The sequence below is a fragment of the Shewanella zhangzhouensis genome, assembly GCF_019457615.1.
Lineage (GTDB): Bacteria > Pseudomonadota > Gammaproteobacteria > Enterobacterales > Shewanellaceae > Shewanella > Shewanella zhangzhouensis.
Map to the genome: position 1 here is coordinate 4014798 of NZ_CP080414.1, position 23413 is coordinate 4038210.

The 23413-nt window shown below is 55.5% G+C and carries 23 protein-coding genes; 11 read left to right on the top strand and 12 right to left on the bottom strand.

From position 1 onward, the window contains the following. Positions 1-162: 162 nt before the first annotated feature. Positions 163-867 (top strand): iron-sulfur cluster repair di-iron protein, encoded by a 705-nt coding sequence (gene ric / locus K0H63_RS17705; protein ID WP_220065813.1) that lies wholly within the window; start codon positions 163-165, stop codon positions 865-867. Between the two features lie 23 nt (positions 868-890). Here ric and K0H63_RS17710 read toward each other — a convergent pair whose 3' ends face one another. Next, a complete protein-coding gene (locus K0H63_RS17710; RefSeq protein ID WP_220065814.1) occupies positions 891-1355 on the bottom strand; it encodes an Sbal_3080 family lipoprotein in 465 nt (154 codons plus the stop codon). 114 nt (positions 1356-1469) lie between these two features. Next, positions 1470-2411, bottom strand: coding sequence for a DUF72 domain-containing protein (locus K0H63_RS17715; protein ID WP_220065815.1), 942 nt, complete (start codon positions 2409-2411; stop codon positions 1470-1472). Between K0H63_RS17715 and K0H63_RS17720 the strand changes: the two genes are divergently transcribed. Then, positions 2410-2562, top strand: coding sequence for a hypothetical protein (locus tag K0H63_RS17720; RefSeq protein ID WP_220065816.1), 153 nt, complete (start codon positions 2410-2412; stop codon positions 2560-2562). The genes K0H63_RS17715 and K0H63_RS17720 overlap by 2 nt on opposite strands. Before the next feature lie 60 nt (positions 2563-2622). On the opposite strand, the gene K0H63_RS17725 is transcribed toward K0H63_RS17720, so the two are convergent. Together K0H63_RS17725 and K0H63_RS17730 are read right to left on the bottom strand one after the other, a co-directional pair. Further along, complete coding sequence (locus K0H63_RS17725) at positions 2623-3645, bottom strand: porin (protein WP_220065817.1); 1023 nt, start codon at positions 3643-3645, stop codon at positions 2623-2625. 59 nt (positions 3646-3704) lie between these two features. Continuing rightward, on the bottom strand, positions 3705-5042 hold the full coding sequence (locus tag K0H63_RS17730) for an MFS transporter (RefSeq protein ID WP_220065818.1): 1338 nt from the start codon (positions 5040-5042) through the stop codon (positions 3705-3707). 259 nt (positions 5043-5301) lie between these two features. Between K0H63_RS17730 and K0H63_RS17735 the strand changes: the two genes are divergently transcribed. From K0H63_RS17735 to K0H63_RS17750, 4 genes are all read left to right on the top strand, one after another. Continuing rightward, positions 5302-6561, top strand: coding sequence for an ABC transporter substrate-binding protein (locus K0H63_RS17735; RefSeq protein ID WP_220065819.1), 1260 nt, complete (start codon positions 5302-5304; stop codon positions 6559-6561). Beyond that, positions 6561-8924, top strand: a complete 2364-nt coding sequence (locus K0H63_RS17740; protein WP_220065820.1) for an ATP-binding protein — start codon at positions 6561-6563, stop codon at positions 8922-8924. Before K0H63_RS17735 ends, K0H63_RS17740 begins: the two co-directional genes overlap by 1 nt. Further along, a complete protein-coding gene (locus K0H63_RS17745; RefSeq protein WP_220065821.1) occupies positions 8908-10197 on the top strand; it encodes a sigma-54-dependent transcriptional regulator in 1290 nt (429 codons plus the stop codon). The genes K0H63_RS17740 and K0H63_RS17745 overlap by 17 nt, the downstream gene beginning before the upstream one ends. Positions 10198-10261: 64 nt before the next feature. Continuing rightward, positions 10262-10753 carry an AlbA family DNA-binding domain-containing protein gene (locus K0H63_RS17750; RefSeq protein WP_220065822.1) on the top strand — a complete coding sequence of 164 codons (492 nt, stop codon included), beginning with the start codon at positions 10262-10264 and terminating at the stop codon, positions 10751-10753. A gap of 20 nt (positions 10754-10773) precedes the next feature. On the opposite strand, the gene K0H63_RS17755 is transcribed toward K0H63_RS17750, so the two are convergent. The 7 genes from K0H63_RS17755 to lptM form a co-directional block, all read right to left on the bottom strand. After that, positions 10774-11361, bottom strand: a complete 588-nt coding sequence (locus tag K0H63_RS17755; RefSeq protein WP_220065823.1) for a HupE/UreJ family protein — start codon at positions 11359-11361, stop codon at positions 10774-10776. Positions 11362-11471: 110 nt separating this feature from the next. After that, positions 11472-12188 carry an HAD-IA family hydrolase gene (locus tag K0H63_RS17760; protein ID WP_220065824.1) on the bottom strand — a complete coding sequence of 239 codons (717 nt, stop codon included), beginning with the start codon at positions 12186-12188 and terminating at the stop codon, positions 11472-11474. Then, positions 12188-13078, bottom strand: coding sequence for a tyrosine recombinase XerC (gene xerC / locus K0H63_RS17765; protein WP_220065825.1), 891 nt, complete (start codon positions 13076-13078; stop codon positions 12188-12190). The genes K0H63_RS17760 and xerC overlap by 1 nt, the downstream gene beginning before the upstream one ends. A gap of 2 nt (positions 13079-13080) precedes the next feature. Continuing rightward, a complete protein-coding gene (locus K0H63_RS17770; RefSeq protein WP_220065826.1) occupies positions 13081-13716 on the bottom strand; it encodes a DUF484 family protein in 636 nt (211 codons plus the stop codon). After that, the gene (dapF, locus tag K0H63_RS17775) at positions 13713-14540 is read right to left on the bottom strand and encodes a diaminopimelate epimerase (RefSeq protein WP_220065827.1); all 828 of its coding nucleotides are present in this window, start codon (positions 14538-14540) and stop codon (positions 13713-13715) included. Before dapF ends, K0H63_RS17770 begins: the two co-directional genes overlap by 4 nt. Positions 14541-14602: 62 nt before the next feature. After that, positions 14603-15847, bottom strand: a complete 1245-nt coding sequence (gene lysA / locus K0H63_RS17780) for a diaminopimelate decarboxylase (RefSeq protein ID WP_220065828.1) — start codon at positions 15845-15847, stop codon at positions 14603-14605. An 11-nt stretch (positions 15848-15858) separates the two neighbouring features. Continuing rightward, positions 15859-16020 carry an LPS translocon maturation chaperone LptM gene (gene lptM / locus K0H63_RS17785; protein ID WP_086015277.1) on the bottom strand — a complete coding sequence of 54 codons (162 nt, stop codon included), beginning with the start codon at positions 16018-16020 and terminating at the stop codon, positions 15859-15861. A gap of 80 nt (positions 16021-16100) precedes the next feature. Between lptM and cyaY the strand changes: the two genes are divergently transcribed. Then, positions 16101-16433 (top strand): iron donor protein CyaY, encoded by a 333-nt coding sequence (cyaY, locus tag K0H63_RS17790; protein ID WP_220065829.1) that lies wholly within the window; start codon positions 16101-16103, stop codon positions 16431-16433. A 24-nt stretch (positions 16434-16457) separates the two neighbouring features. Here cyaY and K0H63_RS17795 read toward each other — a convergent pair whose 3' ends face one another. Then, positions 16458-18887, bottom strand: coding sequence for a class I adenylate cyclase (locus K0H63_RS17795; protein WP_220065830.1), 2430 nt, complete (start codon positions 18885-18887; stop codon positions 16458-16460). A gap of 205 nt (positions 18888-19092) precedes the next feature. Between K0H63_RS17795 and hemC the strand changes: the two genes are divergently transcribed. The 4 genes from hemC to K0H63_RS17815 are packed head-to-tail and all read left to right on the top strand — an operon-like array spanning position 19093 to position 23155. Continuing rightward, on the top strand, positions 19093-20025 hold the full coding sequence (hemC, locus tag K0H63_RS17800) for a hydroxymethylbilane synthase (RefSeq protein WP_220065831.1): 933 nt from the start codon (positions 19093-19095) through the stop codon (positions 20023-20025). Between the two features lie 2 nt (positions 20026-20027). Then, a complete protein-coding gene (locus K0H63_RS17805) occupies positions 20028-20747 on the top strand; it encodes a uroporphyrinogen-III synthase (RefSeq protein WP_220065832.1) in 720 nt (239 codons plus the stop codon). A 57-nt stretch (positions 20748-20804) separates the two neighbouring features. Further along, positions 20805-21992 carry a uroporphyrinogen-III C-methyltransferase gene (locus K0H63_RS17810; protein WP_220065833.1) on the top strand — a complete coding sequence of 396 codons (1188 nt, stop codon included), beginning with the start codon at positions 20805-20807 and terminating at the stop codon, positions 21990-21992. Further along, a complete protein-coding gene (locus K0H63_RS17815; RefSeq protein ID WP_220065834.1) occupies positions 21989-23155 on the top strand; it encodes a heme biosynthesis HemY N-terminal domain-containing protein in 1167 nt (388 codons plus the stop codon). The genes K0H63_RS17810 and K0H63_RS17815 overlap by 4 nt, the downstream gene beginning before the upstream one ends. Positions 23156-23413 lie beyond the last annotated feature (258 nt).

Consider the following 23413-nt stretch of genomic DNA (forward strand, 5'->3'; position numbering starts at 1 on the left):
TGGAATCGTATTCCGAGTGTCCCTGAACCGCTCCAACGCTACTCCTTTAGGCATAAATTGGCCCTGATGCTGTGATTAACCCAGCAAAATACTCAAGCTTATATTGCCGCCGTCAGTGTGCGTTCTTAACATGCATGCAGATTGCAGCTAAAGGAGCGCATTATGTATTCACAGGCTTTACTCGAATGTTCGGTTGGCGAATTGGTGGCGCAGGACTACAGGCGTGCCCATGTGTTTTCCCGCTTTGGCATCGACTTTTGCTGTGGCGGCGGCCGCCCACTCAAAGAAGCCTGCGACAGGGCCGATGCTGACCCTTCCGAGGTGATGCAGGCACTGTTACAAAACGCAGCCTCTGGCGCGGCCGATGACCAACTGGACAAACTGTCCCTGCCCGAACTCATTGATTATATTGAATCAACCCATCACACCTATGTGAGGGAAAAGGCGCCCTTGCTGCTGGAGTATGCCGCCAAAATGGTTCGTGCCCACGGTGAAACCCACGGAGAAATCAAACCCTTGGCTGGTTGGATAAGGGCCCTGGTGGACGACCTGATGCCCCATCTGCTCAAAGAAGAGCAAATTCTCTTCCCCGCCATTCGCGCCCTCGCCGCCGGTGAACAGGTCAATGGCTGTTTCGGTCATATTGGCAATCCGGTCAGGGCCATGGAGTATGAGCATGAAGACGCGGGCAACGTGTTGAAAAAACTGCGGGAGCTAACCGGGAATTTCACTCCGCCACCCCATGCCTGTACCACATGGCGCATTTGCTACCACACCTTGGCTGAGTTTGAAGCGGATCTGCACCGCCATATTCATCTGGAAAATAATCTGCTGTTTCCAAAAACACTGAAGCTCACCCAGGGGTGAGCTTCACAAGCTAAACAGCTACCTCAGGGCGCTACTTGTCTGGGGGCGACCAAGGTAACGGCTGACTGCTTCCGGGCAAGAAGCTGCTCAACCAGTTCGCGGATTTTAGGTTCGGCGTCGATAAACTTACCCATATTGGCGCCACCCATGCGGGCATCATAGATGGCCTCACCATCCAATTTGCCCTCATGGAAGACTTTGATTTCGGCGTAAACCAGATACAGTGCCAGGTCCCATGCCCAGCTGGCCGTGTAGGTGGCCGTCCATTCGCAGCCATCCCGTGCGTCCAGCTCTTTTACCACCCGATAATTGATTTGCTTCTCCCGCAGCACCTTTTCCATTTCCAGCAAAAATCCTTCCCGCACATCCGGATTTTCCACAATGCAGATAGCGGCCTGTGTATCGAGATTGATGGGGTCGACATGCTGCTTGATGGTGCAGGCAGACAATGCGCCCATTGCCATAGCCATGATGATGATCTTTTTCATTATTACCCCCAGAAACACTGAGTTCCCCGACGGTCCGGGTCAGAGCTCTTAAGGTCCAACCTGTTGAGCCCTGTAACAAATATAATGCAGGAAACACGGTCAGGCCGGACTTTATTACTGGAGTCCCAGGCCAAATTGGCCACCGTCAGATTCGGCACTCTCCAGCATCACCGAGGGCAAGGTCAGCCCGGGGTGTAAGGCCTGCAGATGCGCGGCAAGTTGTGCCACCAGTTCGCTGGCAAGCAGTGGGGCATCACTGTTGTCCGGAGTATGAATAAAGAGATAGGGGGAGCGACCTTCGGCCAACCAGTCGGCGAGTTTGCCTAGCCAGGGGGCAAAGAAGGCCTGATTGTTTGCGCAGTCAAGGTCGGCAGGCTTGCCACCCGGCCCCCATGCGGCAGGGGTATGGGGCTGGGCGATAAAGCGCACCACCGGGTTGGCCCCCGTGGCAAGGGGATGCACAGGCACCCGCGGTTTTTTCTGGTGGGCATCGGTTATCGCCTCGTTGATGGCTGGCAGGGCGAATACGGGCCGGGTATCCATGATGATGCGATTGATGCCCTTGTCCATCAGCAGGCGATTGAAGTCGCGCTCGGCCTCGCCCTTGGCGAAAAACGCCCTGTGGCGCACCTCAACGCCCAGACCAACCCCCTCGGGCAGCAATGACAGAAACTGTGTCAGCACAGGTAAAGATTCTGGGCCGAAACGGGCCGGCAACTGGATTTTCCACACGCCGGTTTTGGCCATCAAGGGCTCAAACAGCTGAAAAAACTGCAACACTTCCTCACGACAATCCCGCAGTGAAAGCTCGTGGGTGATGCGTCTTGGCAGTTTGAAGGTAAAACGAAAATCTTCCGGCGTGGCCCTTTGCCAAATGTTCACCTGCTGCGCCGATGGCAGGGCATAAAAGCTGGTGTTGCCTTCCACTGTGCCAAATACCCGGCCGTAAGCGGCCAGCCGCGCTTCGGCATCCATACCGGGAAACAGGGTTTTCCAACCGGGGTGGGACCACATGGCCATACCGATGCGGATGTTGGGTAATTCGGGGAGTGACATGTCGGCGCAAGTGTATGAAGAGTTCGCCAACCTTAACCAAAGCGGCGGGGCTTGTCACGGCAGAGGCCTGAAATCAGCCCAGACCAAACAGAAAGCGAGTGAAAAAGTGGCCGTCGGTGAAGAGGCGCCCGACGACCATTGCCCAGGGTGAAGGAGCAATCACGAGCCAATGCCCGCTTGAGATAGCTGTTACAGTGGAAACAATCAGGGGTTAAAAGTCGTAGCGAACCCCCAGGGTGAAAAGGTCGTCATCGAGGGAGACATTCACGCCGCCAAGCAGCAGGTCGCCATCGAAGCGGGTGTAATGACCATAGAGCTGGGTGCTCTTGGCAAGCTTGTAGTTGGCGCCGACGCTGAGCTGACTCAAATCCACCTCGCTGACATCACTGAGCTTGCCGTTGGTTTGCGACTTGATAAAGCGCGACACATATTTGCCAAGTCCGGCATCGTCCTGGCCGTACTCCAGCTTGAGCCGGGTCTTACCCAGATCCCAGGCGAGGTTCACAAACCAGCTGTTGCCATCGAGGGCGGCAAACGCCGGATCCTGATGCTCGCTCTGCTGGAAAATACCGCCCAGTGTCCATTCGCCCAGCTTCACCTGGGTTACAGCGCGGCTGGCATCGATATTGTCGATACCGCTGTTGTAGGCAAGGGCCAGATACCAGGGCTGCTTCTTGAGGGAAGCGTCACCGGCAGTGGCCGAAACCGCGTAGGCTGCCTCATCGGCGCCATAGTTGTCGCTCAAAAGATAAGTGCCGTTAAGCTGTACCAGCCCTGCCAACTTGGGGGACTGATAGGTGAGGCTGTCGCCAAAGCGGCCCTGTCCCGGCAACAGCCGGTCAATATCCGAATTGCTGGTGCCGAAGATATCTACCTTGCCTTCGGCGGTTTTGAATACGCTGTCGTTGCGGCCAAAGGTCAGGGCACCGAAGTCGGTTTTCACCCCTATGTAGGTGTTACGGGCTTTGAAGGTTTTGCCTGAGTTATCAAAGTTATCCACCCCAAACTCCAGCTTGTAAAACACCTCCAGCCCTTCGCCTATGGCTTCGCTGCCTTTTACCCCGATACGGGAGGAGTTGTTTTCCAGCACGGTACCAGCCTTGCCATTTTGGGCGGCCACGCCAAGGTCCGAGTCGGTTACCGACAGGTTGATACGGCCATAAAAGTCTGCATCGGCGGCCAGTGCGGCGCTGCCGGGAGCAAGCAGTGCCAGTGCAATAAGTGCTTTGTTCATAATGAAATTCCTTACGCGATTGGTTTGCTTGGGGCCACCCGCAGGTGGCCCGGCCGTTATCAGTAATCCACTACCTTCTTGGCATTCCACACGCTCAAGGCGAGTAACATGGACACCACAGCGGCGGCCAGCCAGAAGTACTGGGCGGTGGCAAAGTCGTAGTGCTTCACACCGTCTACTTCGTTAATTTTGATAAGCGAGGCAGACACGATTTCCTGGGCAGAGGCGGCAATGTAGGAACACAGGCCGATAAAGCCTTTCACCGCGCCAACGGCTGTCTTGGGCATCAGGTCACAGGCGGTGAGACCAGCCAGGAACACCACCAGACCACCGATGGCGTAACCAATCAGACCCAGGGCAACGGCATCCACTACCCGGCTCTGTGGGCCCCAGAACATCAGGCACAGACCGGCAATGTTGGCCAGACCGTACAGCAGGGTTGGGATATGGCGGTTGGCGTTAAACAGCTTGTCAGAAATGATCCCGGCCAGAATGGCCCCGGCGAAACCGGCGATGGGGTAAGCCGACATGGCAAAGCCCGCATCAATCAGGCTGTAGCCCTTGGACTCCTGCAGGTACAGCACGGCCCAGGAGCTCATGGCATAGCGGGAGATATACATGGCCGCACAGGCAAGGGCGATGAGCCACACGGTAGGCTGCTTAAGGATAAACAGCTGGGCGCGGCGGATTTCCTTGGGATCGACCTTCTTTTTGATCTCGGCATCTTCGCCATAGGCCACGGCTGGCTCTGGCAGACCATAGGTTTGCGGTCTGTCTTTGAGCACAAAGTACATGGCGATGGCGGCGGCAAAGGTGGCAATACCGGCACCAACGAAGCCTGCTCTCCAGCCGAAGAAGCTCACTACGGTGGCGGTCAGGATCCAGGTGATACCTTCACCGATGTTGCGCGAGCCACCCCAGATGGAGTACACAGAGCCCCGCTGTTTTGGCGAGAACCACTGGAATATCGACACGCACGAAGGCGCACTGCCCACCGACTGGAACCAGCCATTCATCGCCCACAAGAGGATGAAGAAGAAGGTGGCGGTGTTCATCCCCATCAGCAAACAGGTGATGGCCGACAGACCCAGCGACACCGACATAAAGCGGCCGATGTTGGCATAGTCCGACAGGAAGCCGTTGGAGAACTTACCCACGGCATAGGTTAAGAAGAATGCCGAGCCTATGATCCCCAGTTCATCCAGGGTCACAATGCCGGCATCCAGCATAGGTTTTTTTGCGACGTTCAAACTCATGCGGGCGACGTAGAACATGGCATAACCCAGCACCAGTCCCAAGAACACCTGCCATTGATATTTCTTATAAATAGAGCGGATTTTTTCCGGTGTCCCTTCAATCAGGGGCTGATCCGGCCGCGTTTTGAAAAAGTCCAGCATCTGCCTTCCTCCCACGTTTAAGTTGCTCGTTCGCCGGGATCCGGCTCCCGACTCGCCAGCATCTTTTCAGGCACAATTACCGGGCACAAAAGCAGCAAACTGAGTCAGAATTAACTCAAAAGGCAGAATTTCCGGGTCAAAATTGGAATGGCTACACTCACCCTTGAAGACAGATTGTTGGAAAATAGGCCAACCTTGAGTCATAACCGACTCAGCGGGTTGTAAAAAACGTTAAAAATTAATTAAAAAGTTTTGAGCCATGACACAAAAATCCCTGCTCGCCCTACTCTTGATGCTCTGGCTTGGCTGGCCGAATACCGGCCAGGCGAAAGACAATTGCCTGGTGATCCTCACCTCTTTCTCTGAGCTGCCCTTTAAAGGATTGGTGGACAAATTCTCTGCCAAAGAGCAGTGCGAGGTGCGGGTGATTTACCGCCGCACCCTGCCTGCCATCCGGTTGCTGACAGACGAGAATCAACCCCGCATCGATCTGGTGGTGTCCTCCTCGCCGACGCTGTTTCAAACCCTGCATCAACAAAGGCTGCTGGCCCCCTTAGGGGAGCTGCCCGCAGCCCCTGCCTGGCTGAAACGCCACAGCCTGCCGGCTTCCGACTATGTGCTGCCGGTGGCCTACTCGGGCATTGGGCTGATGTTCAACCGTGACTACCTGAATAAACACGGGCTTCCTCAGCCCAAGAGCTGGCAGGACCTGGCCCAGCCCGGATTTAACGGCCATGTGATGATGAGTTCTCCCAGCCATTCCGGCACCACCCACATGATGGTAGAAAACATATTGCAATCAGAAGGATGGAACGCGGGATGGGGACTTTTGATGCGCATAGGAGGCAATCTCGCCTCACTGTCTGCCCGCAGCTTCGGGGTCAGCGATGCCATCAGCCGCGGTCTGGTGGGCGCAGGGCCCGTGATAGATAACTACGCCAGTGTGGCCCGCAGTCATTTTGATTATGTGGGCTTTAGCTATTTACCCGATACCGTGATTCTGCCCACCTACTGCGGCCTCACCGCCAAGGCTGAACACGCCACCAAAGCCCGGCAGTTTTTAAGCTTTTTGCTGTCACCCGAGGGGCAGGCGATTCTCACCGAGCCCGAATTTGCCAAAACGCCCTTAAACGATGACAAGCTCGCCAACAGCACTGCCTTTGTTATCGAAAAGCAGCAGCTGTTTTTACGCAACAACGTGATTAAGGCGTTGTTTGAGCAGGCCATCGCCCAGCAGCTGCCCAAGCTTCGCTACACCTGGCTTGCCATTATCAAGGCCCAGGGTGCCATGAAAAATACCCCGAAAAACCATGAGGTACTGCACCGGGCAATGACCCTGGCCAGCCAGGTGCCCATCAGCGAGGCCGAAGCCATGTCCCCCGACTTACAGGCGGTGTTCGCCGACTACGAGCAGCAACCCTCTGCGCAAATGGAGCGCACCATGCAGGATTGGCGCATGCAGGTGGCACAGCAACTGGAGCAGGCCATGGCCCTGGTTCGCACCCTGGAGTACCCCTGATGTCCAAGTCCCACTCGCCCCTCGGCAGGCGACTCTTTATTGCCTTTTCGGCCATGCTGGGGCTGACACTGTTGGTCGGCCTCACCAGCCTGCTGATGTGGGATAGGCTCAGTGCCCGTGTCAGCAGCATCATCAGTGAAAGCGTGCCCACGATTAATGCCACCTACAAGCTTGAGCGCGCCAGCAACAGGCTATTGCAGCTGTTGGGACAACTGCCCGGCGCCGAGGACGAAATCACCCTGCTTACCCTCGAGCGGCAGGTATCCGAGGCCATGGGTGAGCTTGAGAATGCTTACCTTGTTAACCTGCACAGCGACGATGAGCGGGCACTGCAACAGGCCCGTTTCGCCGAGCTTGAGACATTAATCCATAACCAGAATCAGCTGCTGCGCAATCAACTCACCCTGGCACAGCATCTTTCGTCGCAGCAAAAACAGCTGGCGCGACTGCATCAGGATTTAACCGATGAAATGACGCCGCTGCTGCAGGAGGTGGCCTGGCACTTAAGCGCACAGCTTGGCAACCGCACCTCGGCCACCACCATCAACTCAGTGCTGCAGGAGTTTTCGGCACTGCAAAATATCGCCCTGAAAGAAAACGAAATTCATCAGCTCAGCGCCGAGATTATCAACCAGCGTCATCAAAGGGAGCTGGAGCACGCCTTCTCGTTTATTGGTTTTCAAATCGACGAGCTGAAACTGCTCACCACCCAGCTTGCGGCCTATCCATCGACTGTGAGCCACCGCCAGATATTGCAGGAACTGGTTGAGCTGGTGAAACCCGGCGGTGCCCTGCATCGGCTGCTTGGCGAAGACGTGGAAAACCAGCGTCAAATCAAAGCGCTGCAACCCAAAATCAATGAGCTTATCCAGCCCTATCATGCTCAGGTCGTGACCGCAGTGGCTCAGGCCAACACCAATCTGGAGTCATTGGTGCAAGCCACCAACCGTCAGGTAAGCCAGGGCAAGGCCTGGCTACTGCTTATCCTCACAGGTGCACTTATTCTAAGTACCTTTGTACTGACCGGCCTGATTTCACGGCGCCTCATTGGCCGCCTGAATCTGCTCAGCGAGGATTTGGCCAAGGTGTGCAGCAACGACCTGTCGAGCCCTCTTAGCGTGCGTGGCAGCGATGAAATTGGCCGCCTTGGCGAGCAGTTGCTGCAGTTTCGCGCCCAGCGGCAACTGATGGACAAAACCAATGCACTCAACCTGATTAACAACACCCAGGCCTGTCTCATAACCTGCCTGATGGACGGCACCATAGAATCGGTCAATCCCACTGCCAGAGAGCTGTTACCCCTGGGAAATGAACCTGAGCAATCATTGCTGTGGCAGGCCTTTCCCCCTGCGGCAGCCCAGCAACTGGCAGATCAGTTTGCTCCCGGCAGTAGCTTACAGGGGCTCGGTCAGAGCCATTGCCTGCTGGAGCTGGGCGACGATGATCAGCGGGCCTTCTGGCACTTCGATTTTCGCCGCTATGAGCAGGCGGGTGAGCTTAAGACCATTATCACCATCACCGACATGACACGTCAGGAGCTGAATACCCGCGAGCTGTCTGAGCGGGTTGCCGAGCGCACCCGGGATCTGAAAGACAAGAATCAGCAGCTTGAACAGGAAGTTGAGCGCCGCACCCAGGCCCAGAACGACCTGCTGCGGGCCCAGGATGAACTCATTCAGGCCGCCAAAATGGCGGTGCTGGGCCAGGCCATGACCAGCATGGCCCATGAGCTCAATCAGCCGCTTTCGGCCATTTCCACCTTCCTTTACACCAGCCGTATCGCCGCGGAGCAGGGCGATACTTCCCTGCTTACCGATAATCTTGAACGCATCGGCCAGCTCAGTCAGCGAATGCACCGTATTGTGGGCGCCTTGAAGGAATTTGCCCGCAAGAGCCCGCAAACCCGGGTAAGGGAAGCCGTTTCACTGGGCACCATAGCCGATAATGCCCTGCTGCTGCTCGCCCCCCGGATAAAACGTGAGAACGTGCGGGTAGAGAGCCGCCTCGATAACAACCTCTGTGTGATTGGCGATCCGGTGGAGATAGAACAGGTACTGATTAACCTCTTGGTCAATGCCCTCGATGCCATTGCAAGCTGCGAGCAAAGATACATCCTGATAGAACAACTGCCGCAGCCCGGCAGCACCCTGATTGCGATGCAGGACAGTGGCCAGGGTTTCCCCGAGGCCGTGCTGCAAAAGCTGTTTTCGCCTTTTGTCACCACCAAAGAAGTGGGGCTGGGCCTCGGGCTGTCGATTTGCCGAACCCTGATGGAGCGCCAGGAAGGCGATATCCGTCTTGCCTGCACTATGGAAGGCAATACCCTGATGCTGTTGGAGTTTCCAAATGTCCCATCTACTTAAACCCAAGCCTAATCTGCTGCTTATCGACGACGATGAAGACGTACTGGACGCCTGCCGCCAGTTGTTTAACTTATCCGGCTACCAGGTGCGGGCAACCAATTCACCGCAGAAGGCACTGGAAGTATTAAGTCGCGACTGGGACGGTGTGGTCGTGAGCGACATCTATATGCCCGCCATGCATGGGCTGGATTTACTGGCAGCCGTGCACCATATCGACCCACAGATCCCTGTCATCATGATTACGGGGCACGCCGATATTCCACTGGCGGTGAAGGCCGTAAAACAGGGCGCCGCCGACTTTATCGAAAAGCCCCTCGACCCACCGACCTTTCTTGCCCTGGTCAAAAAGGCCGCCACCCAGCGCCATCAATTGATTGGCCAGCGGCAGAACATTCAGGACTCACTGGCCGGTCAACTCCTTGGCAGCAGCGCGCAAATCAACGATCTGCGGGAACAGCTGGGACAACTCGCCTTAACCGACAGAGACGTGATGCTGGAAGGCCCCCGTGGGGTTGGCCGCAATACCCTGGCGGCCTTGCTGCATAAACTCGGCCCACGTTGCGATGGCCCGCTGCAACAGCTGGAATGCGCTCTGGTGGAAAGTCCGGAGAAACTGCAACAGGCGGTGGACGCGAGCCGTGGCGGCACCCTTATCCTGAGGGAGCTTGAGCATCTGCCCACCGACAGCCAGCGTTGGCTGGCAAGCTTTCTGCTGGATCAGGAACGCAGGGGCAACAAGGATGTACGCACCATCGCCATTCTGGAAAGTCAGCCCGAAACCCTGGTACAGGAGCAAACCCTCACTCCCGAATGCTTTTATTATTTCTCCCAGGTCAGGCTGCGGCTGCCGGCCCTGTGCGAGCGACCAAGCGATATAGTGCCGCTGTTTATGGCCTTTTTGAAAGAAAGCTGCCGCCGCCTGTCCCGTAAGATGCCCGCTGTTGAAAATCGCTACCTGGACAACCTAAAGCAGCACAGCTGGCCGGGCAACGTGCGGGAACTTCGCAACGTGGCCGAGCTCTATGCGGTGGGGATAGTCAAACTGGCCAATGTGCAGCGAATTGCGGCGGCGCCTTCTGTAAAAGGCCCATTGGATGAACTGGTGGACGACTATGAAAAGCGCCTGATAGAAGATGCGCTGTTTCTGTTCTCTGGCCGGGTGTCGGAGGCAGCAGACTACCTCAACGTGCCCCGTAAGAAATTGTATTTGAGGATGAAAAAGTACGGTCTCGATAAGGAATGTTTTAAGCCGGTGAAACCGGGACGGAGCTGAGGGTCACTGGTCATTGGATAAAACCCGTGTTATATCAGGGAAAAGTGCAGTTCAAGGACAGCCCATGACCCAGTTTGCCCTCGATGACATTCAGCATCTGCGTGAGTCGGTACAGGTGGAATTTAAGCTCGCTGCGGGACGCGATGGCCAGGGGCAGCTGCCTGAAGGCATGTGGGAGAGCTACAGCGCCTTCGCCAACACCCTTGGCGGCGAGATTATTTTGGGGGTGCGGGAGTCCCAGGGCGACTTCACTATCGAGGGTATAGCCAATCCACTGCCCATGCTGGAGGACATCTGGCGCATTCTGAAAGACCCGCGCCGGGTGTCATGCAATGTGTTGTCAGCGACTGACGTTCAAATTATTGAGCTTGCAGGCAAAAAACTTATTCGCCTGCATGTTCCCGAGGCCACCGCCCATCAAAAGCCCGTCTTCCTCGGACCGGATCCCTACACGGGTACCTTTTTCAGGGTGGATTCGTCGGATATGCGCGCCAGTCGGCGTCAGGTCAGCCAGCTGCTTAAAAAGCAGCGCCGCCTGTGCCCGCCGGAACAATAGGCGTCAACAGACAATCGGCCTTAAAACAACCACAGCAGCAGCCCGAGGGAGGTGATGATCCCTCCAAGCCCACGCAGCAAGGGTTTGGGCGTTTCTATCAGGCTCAGATACCAGGCTACGGCGCCCCCAAACAACATAATCGCCACCGTACCCATGCTGATCCCCAGGGTGTACCACACGGGATTGGCCCCCATGGGAATTTCAGCGCCATGGGCGTGACCATGGAACAGGGCAAAAATCCCCACCAAGGCCTGGGCAAAGGATAAAGGTACTTCGCGCCCCATCAGCAAAGCCAGGCCCAAAAGGATCCCCGACAGCGCTATGCCCGGCTCAACCCAGGGCATGGGCACCCGCAGTAAACCAATGATGTCACCAAAGATAAAAAACAGTAAAAAGGCAAGTGGCACAGACACCTGCGCCTTTCCGCCCAGCTGCATGCCTATGAGGCTGGCAGCAAAAATGGTTAACAGATGATCGAGACCGAGGAAGGGATGGATCACACCGGACAAAAATCCTTCGTTGGCGTAAATATCGTGGGCAGCAGCAGGCCATGCCACCATGGTTAAGATGACAATTACCAATGAAAAAATGACTTTTGGCCTGAACATATACTTTCCCCTTTCCTTTGAGGAAGTTATAGGCTAACAGGTCAGCAATGTTAAGGAAATGATAAATTCAGATGGAATTTGTATCGGGGATCGCTTTAGTGCTTCGCGATTTACAGCAGAGCCAGCAAAGCATCCAGCTTCTGAATTTGCAGGTGAGGCAAAGGCGATGCGAGGGGGCCGGGTTCTAATCCCCCATGGGCAGGATTGAGCAGCACCGCCTGGCACCCTGCCTTGAGTGCGCCCACCACGTCGGCGCTGTGGCTGTCCCCTACATGGAGCAGCTGCTCAGACGCTATGCCAAGGCGATTGCAGCCCATCCGGAACAAATCGTCCACAGGCTTCATACGCACACCACTGCCTGCGGCGAGCACAAACGCCAGCCGGTCTCCCAGACCTATACGCACCGGGTCAACATTGCCATTGGTAAGCCCTATCAGCGGGTATTTTTGCCCGAGTTTTGCCAGCAGCTGCAACGAGCTTTCTGGTACCCGAAAATGGCTGCGGGCCCTGATAAATTCATCCATCACGGCACGGGCGGCCATTGTGGCTTCTGCTTCAGGTAAGCCGAAATAGAGCAGACCTGAATGCAGGGTCAGAAGTCTCAGTGCTGTTGGGTCGTGGGCCAGCATGGGATGATGAACCAAAACCCTGAGCTTGTGATGACGCCATTCGTCCCGTCCCCAGGCTTTGGTCACAGGATAATGGCGGGCCAGATACATCTGCTGTGCAAGCTCCGCCGCCATGATCACGGGCCGGTTGTCGTACAGGGTATCGTCCAGATCAAAACTGATGGCAGCAATGGGCTTCAGACGACGGAATATCTGCATCAGTCCCCCTTTTTACGGGCTCTGGGGTGAGCACCATCGTACACCTTGGCCAGATGCTGAAAATCGAGGCTGGTGTAGATTTGGGTAGTGGCGAGGTTGGCGTGCCCCAACAATTCCTGCACGGCCCGCAGATCGCCACTGGACTCCAGCATGTGTGTCGCAAAGGAATGCCTGAGTTTGTGTGGATGCACCCCAACGCTGAGCCCCTGTATTTGCGCCCATTTTTCCATACGCGCCTGAATGCTGCGATGGGAAAGCCTGCTGCCCCGGGTAGAGACAAAGAGTGCATCGTCCTGGCAGGGCATCTGTGCCCTTACCTTCAGCCAGTCGGCAATGGCACTCAGGGCCACGCTGCCCACAGGCAAAATCCGCTCCTTGCTGCCTTTACCTATCACTCGCACTTCCCGGCTCTCGCGGTCGAGGTCCTTCATATCCAGAGCGGCCAGTTCGGCCAGACGCAGGCCACAGGAGTAAAAGAGCTCCATGATGGCTCTGTCACGCAGCGCAAGACCATCTTCAGGGGGAATGTCCAGCAGGTGATTGACCGAGTCAGGGTCGAGGTTTTTCGGCAAGGTTTTGGGCTGTTTCGGCGCACTCAGGGTAGCGGCCGGGTTGGTGTCTATCAGGCCTTCTTTCAATAAAAAATGCCCATACTGCTTCAGCGCCGACGCGGTGAGCGACAAGGAACGCGGCGACAACCCCTGGCGATGCAGCCGCGCCATCAGACCACTGAGGTCCTGGCGACTCAACTGCTGCCAGCTTCGTTGCCCCAGCAGCGCATCGGCGCGCTCCAGTTCAAAGCGATAATTACGTACCGTCATGGGCGACAGTTGCCGCTCGGTGGCGAGATAACGGGTAAAACGTGCCAGCCAATCGGCTTGGTCAGCCATGGTTACAACCTTGGCAGCAGATGGTCCAGAATCCGCCGCAGCTGATCCAGCAGCAAGTTGTCCATCTCGGGATGAAAATGGGCCGGATCCTGGCTGGCGATGGCAAATACCACCTGACCACAATGTTCTGACAGTCGGGTCAGTGCCACTGAGCCCACCTCAGAACCAAACAAACGCCGTGACTCACTGGCGGTGAGACGGCCGAAATAGTGCCCACGGGCGAGACGGTTACTCCAGATGGCCGACAGTTCACTGTCCACATCATGCACAGTGATAAGCCTGACGTGGGTAAAACCGAACTCGCCTATCAGCGCCTGGGATAGGGTCTGGCGAACATCCCCCAGATCTTCGCTTTCCAGCAACTTGAACTGCAAGTCATTGTTGAAACGAAAAATTTTTTCGTTTCTGCGGGCCTGGGTCATCAGGGCCGTGATTTCTTCCTCAAGCTGGGCCACCCGACTTCTGAGCATTTCCTGACGGCGCTCAAGGAGCGATACTGTGCCTCGCTCATTGTGAGACATGCGCATCGCCAGCAAGAGCTCAGGATAACGACCAAAAAAATCAGGGTTATCGAGCAGATACTCGCGGATTATCTGTTCATCAAAGGGCGCTTCTGTCCTGTGGTTTGGATCTGTCATAACTGGATTTGTCCGTCGTATACCTGCTGTGCCGGGCCTGTCATCCACAGGGGTTTGCCCTCGCCTTCCCAGTTGATGGTCAGGCTGCCACCGGGTAAGTCTACCCGGACACGGCTACCCAACTTCCCCTGAAGCTGCCCCACCACGGCGGCAGCGCAGGCGCCACTGCCACAGGCGAGGGTTTCGGCCGCACCGCGCTCGTAGACCCTGAGCTTGATATGGTCTGGGGCGACCACCTGCATAAAGCCGACGTTCACCCCTTTGGGGAAACGTTCGTGGCGTGTCAGCTGGGCGCCCACGTCTGCAACTGGTGCCTGGGTGATATCATCCACGTCAAGTACCACATGGGGATTGCCCATGGAGACTGCACCACACAAAAAGGTTTGTTGGGCCGCCTGCAGCAGATAGGTTTTTTCAAATTTTTTGGCTTTAAAGGGGATTTGTGCCGGGTCGAGTATGGGCACGCCCATATTCACGGTCACACCACCATCGCGCTCCAGGCGCAGCGTCATCTTTCCCGCACTGGTGCTGACTTTAATTTTATGCTTTTGGGTCAGCCCTTTATTGCGCACGAAACGGGCAAAACAGCGGGCACCATTACCACATTGCTCTACTTCGCTGCCATCGGCGTTGAAGATGCGATAGTGAAAGTCCAGGTCCGGATCGTAGGGGGGCTCAACCAGCAACAGCTGATCGAAACCGATACCGAAATTGCGGTCGGCCAGACGACGAATTTGTTCCGGCGAAAAGAACACGTTCTGGGTCACACCGTCGACAACCATAAAGTCGTTGCCCAGACCATGCATCTTGGTGAAGTGGATCAAGCTATGCTTCCTTAGCGCCGGGCCAGTGCTCCGGCGCCCAAAAATCGGGTACTTTCCCCAGTTTACGGCAGGAGTTGCTCTCCTTGCCAGAGCTGACTGAGTTTTTCCCGCTCGCGCACCACATACGCCTTGTCCCCATCGACCATCAGCTCGGCCGCACGGGGACGGGTGTTGTAGTTGGAGGCCATGGTAAAGCCGTAGGCACCGGCGCTGCGTATCACCAGAAGATCGCCACTGCCAGCGGCCAGTTCACGGTCTTTACCGAGGAAATCACCTGTCTCACACACAGGGCCAACCACATCACAGCGGGTCGTCGGCTGATTGGTTTTAACCGCGGGAATGATGTTCTGCCAGGCGCCGTAAAGGGAAGGACGGATAAGGTCATTCATGGCGCCATCCACAATCACAAAACGTTTGTCGCCATTGTCCTTGGTATAAAGCACCTGAGTAACGAAGATACCGGCGTTGGCGGCAATGGCACGGCCCGGCTCGAAAATCAGTTTGAGCGGACGACCATTGAGCTTTTCGAGAATGGCGGCAGCGTACACGTCCGGATGGGGCGGGGTTTCACCGTTGTAGGTCACGCCAAGGCCGCCACCCACATCGAAGTGCTCAATCACTATGCCCTGCTCTGCCAGACGGTCAATCAGTGCCAACATGCGGTCCATGGCATCGAGGAAGGGCTTAAGTTCGGTCAGCTGCGAACCAATGTGGCAATCCACACCTTTCACTTCCAGATTGGACAGCGCGGCAGCACGGGCAAATAGCGCCTCGGCCTCTTCCATGGGAATACCGAACTTGTTTTCTTTCAGGCCAGTGGAAATATAAGGGTGAGTACCGGCATCTACGTCTGGGTTGACCCGCAGCGACACAGGCGCCACCTTGCCAAGACGACCCGCCACCTCATTGAGCAGCTCAAGCTCGGCACCGGATTCCAGATTGAAGCACATGATGCCGGTATTGAGCGCCAGCTCCATTTCCGCCACGGTTTTACCCACGCCGGAAAACACCACCTTGGCAGGGTCACCGCCGGCTTCCAGCACGCGGCTGAGTTCACCACCGGAAACGATATCGAAACCACTGCCAAGGCGGGCCAGCACATTGAGTACCGCCAGGTTGGAGTTGGCCTTGACCGCATAGCAAATCAGGTGTGGATGGCTCGCCACAGCGCCATCGAACGCATGCCAGTGGCGCTCGAGGGTGGCGCGGGAATAAACGTACAGGGGCGTGCCATGTGCAGCTGCGAGACCGGCCACATCGCAGTCTTCGGCAAACAGCCGCTCTTCACGATAGAGAAAATGATCCAAAATAGAGGTCCTTATTGTTTGCGCGCATCGGTGCTGGGAGTATCGGCTGCAACTGGCGCGGCCGGTTGCTGGGCCTGATTATCAGGCGCAGGCGGTGTCTTGTAGAGCGGGCCTTTCTGGCCACAGCCCAATAGCAGCAGGCTAACAAGCAATAGGGATAAATACAGTCTCATTTTTCTCAACTTCAATGCATAAGGCGCGGGTTTGGCTTTATAATCGCACTCAAGCCCAAGATTGAAAAGGATCAACACACATGGCGATGACAGACACAGAGTTTCACCATTTGGCCGACGAGATGTTCAATATCATTGAAAGTGCCATCGAAAACGCCATCGACAATGAAGACGCCGATGTGGACATCGACAGTTCCGGTGGTGTGTTACAGCTGACCTTCGAAGACAATTCCAAGGTTGTAATCAATAAGCAGGAGCCGCTGCACGAAATCTGGCTGGCAACCCGCTTTGGTGGTTATCACTTTGGTTTTAAAGAAGGTAAATGGATTGACGAGCGTAACGGCGGTGCCGAATTTATGCCGTTTTTGAAAGAGTCCATCAAGCGCCAGGCCAATCTGAACCTTTGCTGGTAGGCTGAACACTGCGTCAATTGGGGGCTAAAACTCGGCCCCCATATCTTCCCTGACCATGCCCACGGGCTGCGCCCTGAGTTCCCCCTGCATCCTCACCAGCTGGAAAAACTGCGGCAGGTTAAAGCGGCCGTGCATCTCGTAAAGCCCGTCAAAGGCATGTTGCTGGCTCACTTTACTCACCAGTGCCTCAACCGTGGTGCCATGCTGCACATAGTGGCTGATTTCGTTTTTGTGATTGAGGATAAAAACATCAATCCCCTCCTCTCTCGGCCGCAGGAAATATTGAATCACATCCTCAGTGGCATAGTCCTGGATAAGCTCGGGCACACTGGCAAACGGATCGTCCCCCAACCCGGGTCTGGGGATAGACAGCAAATGACCACGGCTCATCTGCTTGTAAATTGAAGGCGCATCGGCAAGGTCTTCGTACGCCACGCCCAGGGTATTAAAGAACAGTCCGTAGTTTCGGGTACCAATACGCAGAGGCTGCACCAGGGTCGATGAGGCGCTTGCCTGACAACTCAGGTTAGCAACCTGTTTCAGCAAGGAATGTACCGCCAACTCAAGCTGAAAGGTTAAGCGCGAGCTGCAACCCAGAGTTCTGAGGTCCAGCTTGCCCGCAGCACGGCGGATCCCAGGTGCCAGAAAGGTCATGGCCTTTAGCAGCGCCTGCTCGCCTTCAAAATGGTGTGCATGCCACTCTCCCCAGGAGTTGAACGACAGCACATCCAGCGAGCCCAGCATGTTGAGCTGCTTGCGTCCCAGGGAGAAGAGGTTGGCGTTCATGATATCCACCAGAACTTCCTGCCCTGGCCAGTCTGTGGTGGGGTCATACTCAAGGTTGACCACCAACACCAGTTTTCGGTAGTGCCAGGGCTGACAGAGATCCTGCTTGGAAACCTTAAGTTCTGTATCCTTTATCGCTTCACGCAAACGCTTACCTGTAGCAGCAAGGCGGGCGCCCAACCTGCGCTCACCGTAACTGAACCAGTGGGTATGGTCATCACACACCTGGTTTATACACGCCCACAGCAGCAGCGACGCAAGGTTATCTGCAACATATACTGCCGCTTCGCCCTTTAATGCCGATGCCTGGGGCTCCTGACGATAGAGGTAATGTGTTCCATCAGACTGACTGGTGATCACAGTCAACACCGGCTCTTGCAAGCGGCTGCTCCAGAGCGGATTCAACTTGGAAACCAGATGCTTGTCTTCGTTAAAGCAGGTATGCAGCTTGCGGGTGAGCATGCCCAGGTCTTCGACCCTGAGCCCCTCATTAACGCCGTAGTTGGCCGCAAAGCGCAGCAGCTTCTGATAGCTCGCGAGCATCAACTCATTCAACTGGGCGTTGAACCACTGCAGCTGCCCCGTATGCCAATCTTCACAGTCATCCAGAGTCTGGATAAGGGTATCTGGCCACTCCCAGGCCGACACCAACAACTGCATTTTCAGGTAGCGCCAATCCTTGGGTTGCTGAGGATGACTCAAGCGCACGGCGCACTTGAGATAAAAGCAGCGTCGCACAATCTCAAGCCGACGGTGATCTTCTATCGCAAGCAAATACTCCTCTATCGCTTCGTAAAGTAAGAAGTAAGGATCGTTGGCGGTGGAAAAATCCCCCTTGGTAGTGTGCAGCCACACCCTGGTACTCAATTGTTCTGTATTGGGGTAGCGCCAGGCATAGGCCTCCAGCAGCAACACCTTGAGCAGCGCCTTGTGGGGCTTTACCAGCCCCTTGTAGAGCTGCCACAGGGAGGCACTGAAATACTCGCTGGCGGGCAAACTTTGCACATCCCCGAGCCAAAGTCCGTCACTGTCGGGCCTGGCATCGGGCCACCAATACAATGGCTTGCCACCGAGGCAAATTTGGGTGCGGTAAAACTCTTCCAGAAGCAGCCAGTGCTGTGCACTGCCACTGTGTTCCACCCCCAGCCTTACCCGTCCGTTACCCGAATAACTTTTGTCTGCACGAAACTGAAAGGGATGCACCAGATAAAAGTTCACCTCAAACTCAAAGCCCGCAAACCATTGATGCAAGAGCGCCAACTTATCGGCCAGGGCCTGGATGTCATCGGCGGATAAATTAGGCTCGTGGATAACCCATACATCAACATCGCTGAAGGGGTTTTGTCCGAAGCTGCCTGTGCTGCCCATGGCATAAATACCTTCGATGGCATAAGGCCAATCGGCACGCAGACTGGGAAGTGCCAGAGACAATACCCTGGCGGCTTCCAAATGGGGGTCCTGGGGTTCAAAACGTGCCAAACCACAAGGTGTGGCATGGCCGTTGTAGCCGGGAATTCGGGGGCCATGAAAGTGGAGCAACAGCGGAATCGCGTGAAGAAGGTGTCGTTTGAGGGGAGAAAGCAACGCCAGCGCCCGGGCCAGTCGGACCTTGTTGAGGCGTTCTGACAAGCTCAAAGCAGATGTTGACCACCGACTATGCGCGATCATCTTAATGCGTCACCATTCCCTGGACCCAAAGTTATCCCATGCTAACACCCAGGATGGCGAACGCAAACATTTGCGATAGAGATCACATTTTTACCGACAGTTTCTCCTTTCACACCACAAAGATGCGACAGCGGTTCCTTACATAGTCGCCGAGGCAATGTTAGCATTGGCGCAACTAACGCAGACCATAAGATGGAAAATCGGCATGTCTCAAAACCTTATTCGTATCGCGACCCGCAAAAGCCCCCTTGCCATGTGGCAGGCTGAGTTTGTTAAAGCAGAGCTTGAGCGCATTCATCCGGATTTGACCGTGGAACTGCTGCCCATGAGCACCAAGGGCGACGTTATTCTGGATACACCACTGGCCAAGGTAGGTGGTAAAGGCCTGTTCGTGAAAGAGCTGGAAGTCGCCATGCTGGAAGGCCGCGCCGACATTGCCGTTCACTCAATGAAAGACGTGCCGGTAGATTTTCCGGAAGGCCTGGGCCTTGAAGTAATTTGTGAACGCGAAGACCCACGGGACGCGTTTGTGTCCAACACTTACAAAAGTATCGATGAGCTGCCACAGGGCGCCGTGGTAGGCACCTCCAGCCTGCGTCGACAGTGTCAACTGCGCGCCCGTCGCCCCGATCTGATTATCAAAGACCTGCGCGGTAACGTTGGCACCCGTTTGGCCAAACTCGACTCAGGTGAATACGATGCCATTATCCTCGCCGCGGCGGGCCTTATCCGCCTTAAGCTTGCCGAGCGCATCGCAGGTTTTATCAGTACCAAAGAGTCACTGCCTGCCAATGGTCAGGGCGCTGTAGGCATTGAATGCCGCACCGATGATACCCGCGTCAAAGCCCTGCTGGCACCGCTGGAGCACAAAGAAACCCGTCTGCGCGTACTTGCTGAGCGCGCCATGAATACCCGCCTAGAAGGGGGCTGTCAGGTGCCGATTGGTGCTTTTGCCGAAATCGAAGCCGACACCCTGACACTGCGTGGTTTGGTGGGTAACCCCGATGGCAGCGAAGTGATCACAGGCTCTGTGACAGGCTCAACTGCCGATGCGGTTGCGCTGGGTCATCAACTGGCAGACGACCTGCTCAGCCGCGGCGCGAAAACCATTCTGGATGCGGTCTACGCCCGGAACTGACCATGAAGCTGCTGCTCACCCGTCCTGAGGGCAAAAACGCCGCCATGGCCAGTGCGCTGGATGCGCTGGCCATACCTTATTTGGTGGAACCCTTGTTATCGGTGGAGGCAGCAGCCGTCACTCAAGCGCAGGTCGATGAACTTTCCCGCGCCGACATACTCATCTTCATCAGCACCAGTGCGGTCAGTTTTGCCACCCCCTGGCTGCAGAACCAATGGCCAAATGCCGACTATTACGCAGTGGGAGATGCCACTGCCGATGCCCTGGCTTTGCAGGGTATCACGGCCGAGCGCTCACCCGCCGACAGCCAGGCCACTGAAGGTTTACTCACACTCCCCTCTCTGGCACATGTATCCGGTAAACACATAGTCATAGTCCGGGGCAAAGGTGGCCGCGAAGCCATGGCAGATGGTTTGCGGCTTCGTGGGGCAAATGTCAGCTATCTTGAGGTCTATCAGCGGGCGTGTCCGCCATTGGATGTTCCTGCCATTGTCAGTCGCTGGCAATCCTTCGGCATAGACACCATAGTAGTGACCAGTGGTGAAGTACTGGAAAACTTGATAAATCTGGTGCCCAAAGACAGTTTTGCATGGCTCAGAGACTGTCATATCATAGTCCCCAGTACCCGGGTCGAAACCCAAGCAAGGAAAAAGGGACTTCTTCGAGTCACCAACGCCGGAGCAGCAAACCATGCCGCCGTGCTGGACGCATTGGGCATTTAAGCTTTTGCTGCTTTGGTTTCCCTGAATTGCACGCTTTCTAGCATCAAGGATTGTTTCATGGAAAACCAACAGCAAGAGGCCGCCGCAGAGTCAAAGGCTTTGCCTCCTTCACCCTCTTCTCAGCCCAAAGATATTGAGCCCAATAAAGAGTCCCGCCCCGGCAGTTCCTGGAGCATGCGTATAGCGGTGGCACTTGCGCTGGTGATGGGTGCCACGGCACTGGCGGGTGGTTACTATCTCTATCAACAGTTGGTGGAACAGTACCACTACACACTGTCGGTGGAGGAGAAACAGAGCGCCGCGCTGAAAGAGCCGGTATCGCGCCTGAGTCAATTGGAACAAGGGCTGAAGCAGATAGGCCAGTTGGAGACTGAGCTGGGGCGTCTTACCGCCGATCAGAGTGCCCTTGAGCGTCGTCTGACCAATCTGTCTCAGAAAACCCCCGACGATTGGCTGATTGCCGAAGCCGACTATCTTGTGCGCATGGCAGGCCGTAAACTCTGGCTTGAGCAAGACCCGGCCACTGCGCTGAGTTTGCTGAAAACCGCCGATGAGCGTATCGCCGCCATGCAGCAGCCTTCACTGTTCAGCCTGCGCAAAGCGCTCGCGGCCGATATGGAACAGGTGGCTTCGGTCCGCAGTACCGATATCGCCGGCAACGTTTATGCGTTGGACGAAATCATGAAACGTATTGAGCGATTGACTCCGGGTCGTAATAAGCAGGAATACACTCCACCCACCGATGAGACCATCAGCGACTCCCTGAATGACTGGCAAACCAACCTGGCAAAAAGTTGGAAAGCGCTGATCAATGACTTTGTGACCGTACGTCAGCGTACCGGCGATATTACGCCTCTCCTTTCCCCGGAGCAGGAGTGGTATCTGAAAGAAAACATTCGCACCAAGCTGCTGCAGGCCCAACTTGCGCTGTATAGACACGATGAACTGAGCTTCCGGGAAGCCGTTTTGATGGCAAGTGGTTGGGTAAAACTCTATTTCAGTGTGGACTCAGGTACTGGGGCACAAATACTCGAACGTCTCGATTCGCTGGCGTCCCTGCGCATCGATGCTGTGCCCATCAGCAAATTCCAGTCCAGCGACATGCTCAGAACCCTGGTGCAGGACGGCGTTAAGGCACCGCTGCCAATCCCCAATCCCACGCCAACACCGGCAGTGAATCCTCTGCCCGAGCCGGATCAGGAGCCAGAACCTTCTACGGCAGCCGGATCGGAGGCTGAGGCATGATAAAAACGCTTATTTATCTTGGCATTATTCTGATTGGGCTGTGTTTAAGCCCCTACATTGTTGGTAACACCGGCTATCTGTACCTGTCAGCCTGGGGCTACGAAATTGAAACCAGTCTGGTGTTTGCCATTGTCGCGCTGGTGATTGCCTACGGCGTTATCGTGATTGCCGAATGGATAGCGATTAAAAGCATTAGCCTGGTGCTGGGCAGCCGTTATTTGCCCGAACGCTGGCGTCGCAATGCCGCCAAGCGCCATACTCTGAACGGCGCACTGGCGCTTGCTGAAGAGAATTGGCCCGATGCTGAGCGCTGTATGGCCAAAGGAGCCGCCAAAGGTGAATTGCCGGCACTGAATCTGCTTGCTGCTGCAAGGGCGGCTCAGCATCAGGGAAAATATGCCGAGCGCGATGACTATCTTGAAAAAGCCGTAACAGAGCCGAATGCGGCGACGGCCGTGTTTACAACCCGCACCCGCTATCTGCTTAAACAGGGCCAGCTGGAGCGTGCCAGAACCGCACTCAATCATCTGGCGCCAACCAGCAAAAGCAGTGCTGCCGTGGTAAAGCTTGCCATGGAAGTCTATCTTGCCCAGCAGGATTGGCGGGCGCTGAGGGAATTGTTACCTGCCATCAAGAAACACGCACTGCTTAATGATGCCAGTTTTGAAGACTTGTCTGTCAGAGTCAGCGTGAACCTGCTGGAGCAGGCCGGCAGTAAAGATTGGGATAGCCTGGACAAAGAATGGCAGTGGCTATCCCGCAGCGAAAAGCAGCTCAGTGCCAATCGTGCCGCCTACGCACTTGGGCTGGCCAAACAAGGTAAAAAGGCCGAGGCCGTTAAACTGCTGCTTAAAGATCTGGAGTCTTTGCCCGAGAGTCACATTCTCACGCTGCTCCCCCAAATTCTGAATGGTCAGGATGAGCTACCAAGGCAACAATTGCTCAAGCTCGCTCCCAGATACGAGGATGTGCATGAGTATCATGAATGTGTGGCGCGGCTTTGCCAGCAAGCCCGGGAGTTTAAAACTGCCAACGAGCATTGGCGTAGAGCCTGTGAGTTAAATCCATCCAAAGAAAATTGGTTGGCACTCGCGGAGCTCGACGAGCAACTGGGCAATACTGAACTCGCGTTGCAACATTACCGGAAGGCCGCCAAGGCCTGACACCATTACCGAACAACATTTTGTTAACCTAAACAAAGCGTTTTCGTGGTTTTTGCCATGAAAACGCTTTTTTTTTGTTTGTCGCCTACACTATATATAGGCATTTACTGATGAATTAACCACCAGATATCCGGTGTCAGAACTAGTGTAAAAACGTCAAACAAGATGACAAAAAGCTAAGTTTTTTAATAAGTAAGGATGCCGTCAAAAAATTGACTTAAAGGTGTTTTAGAATTACACTTCACTTCTTAAGTTGGG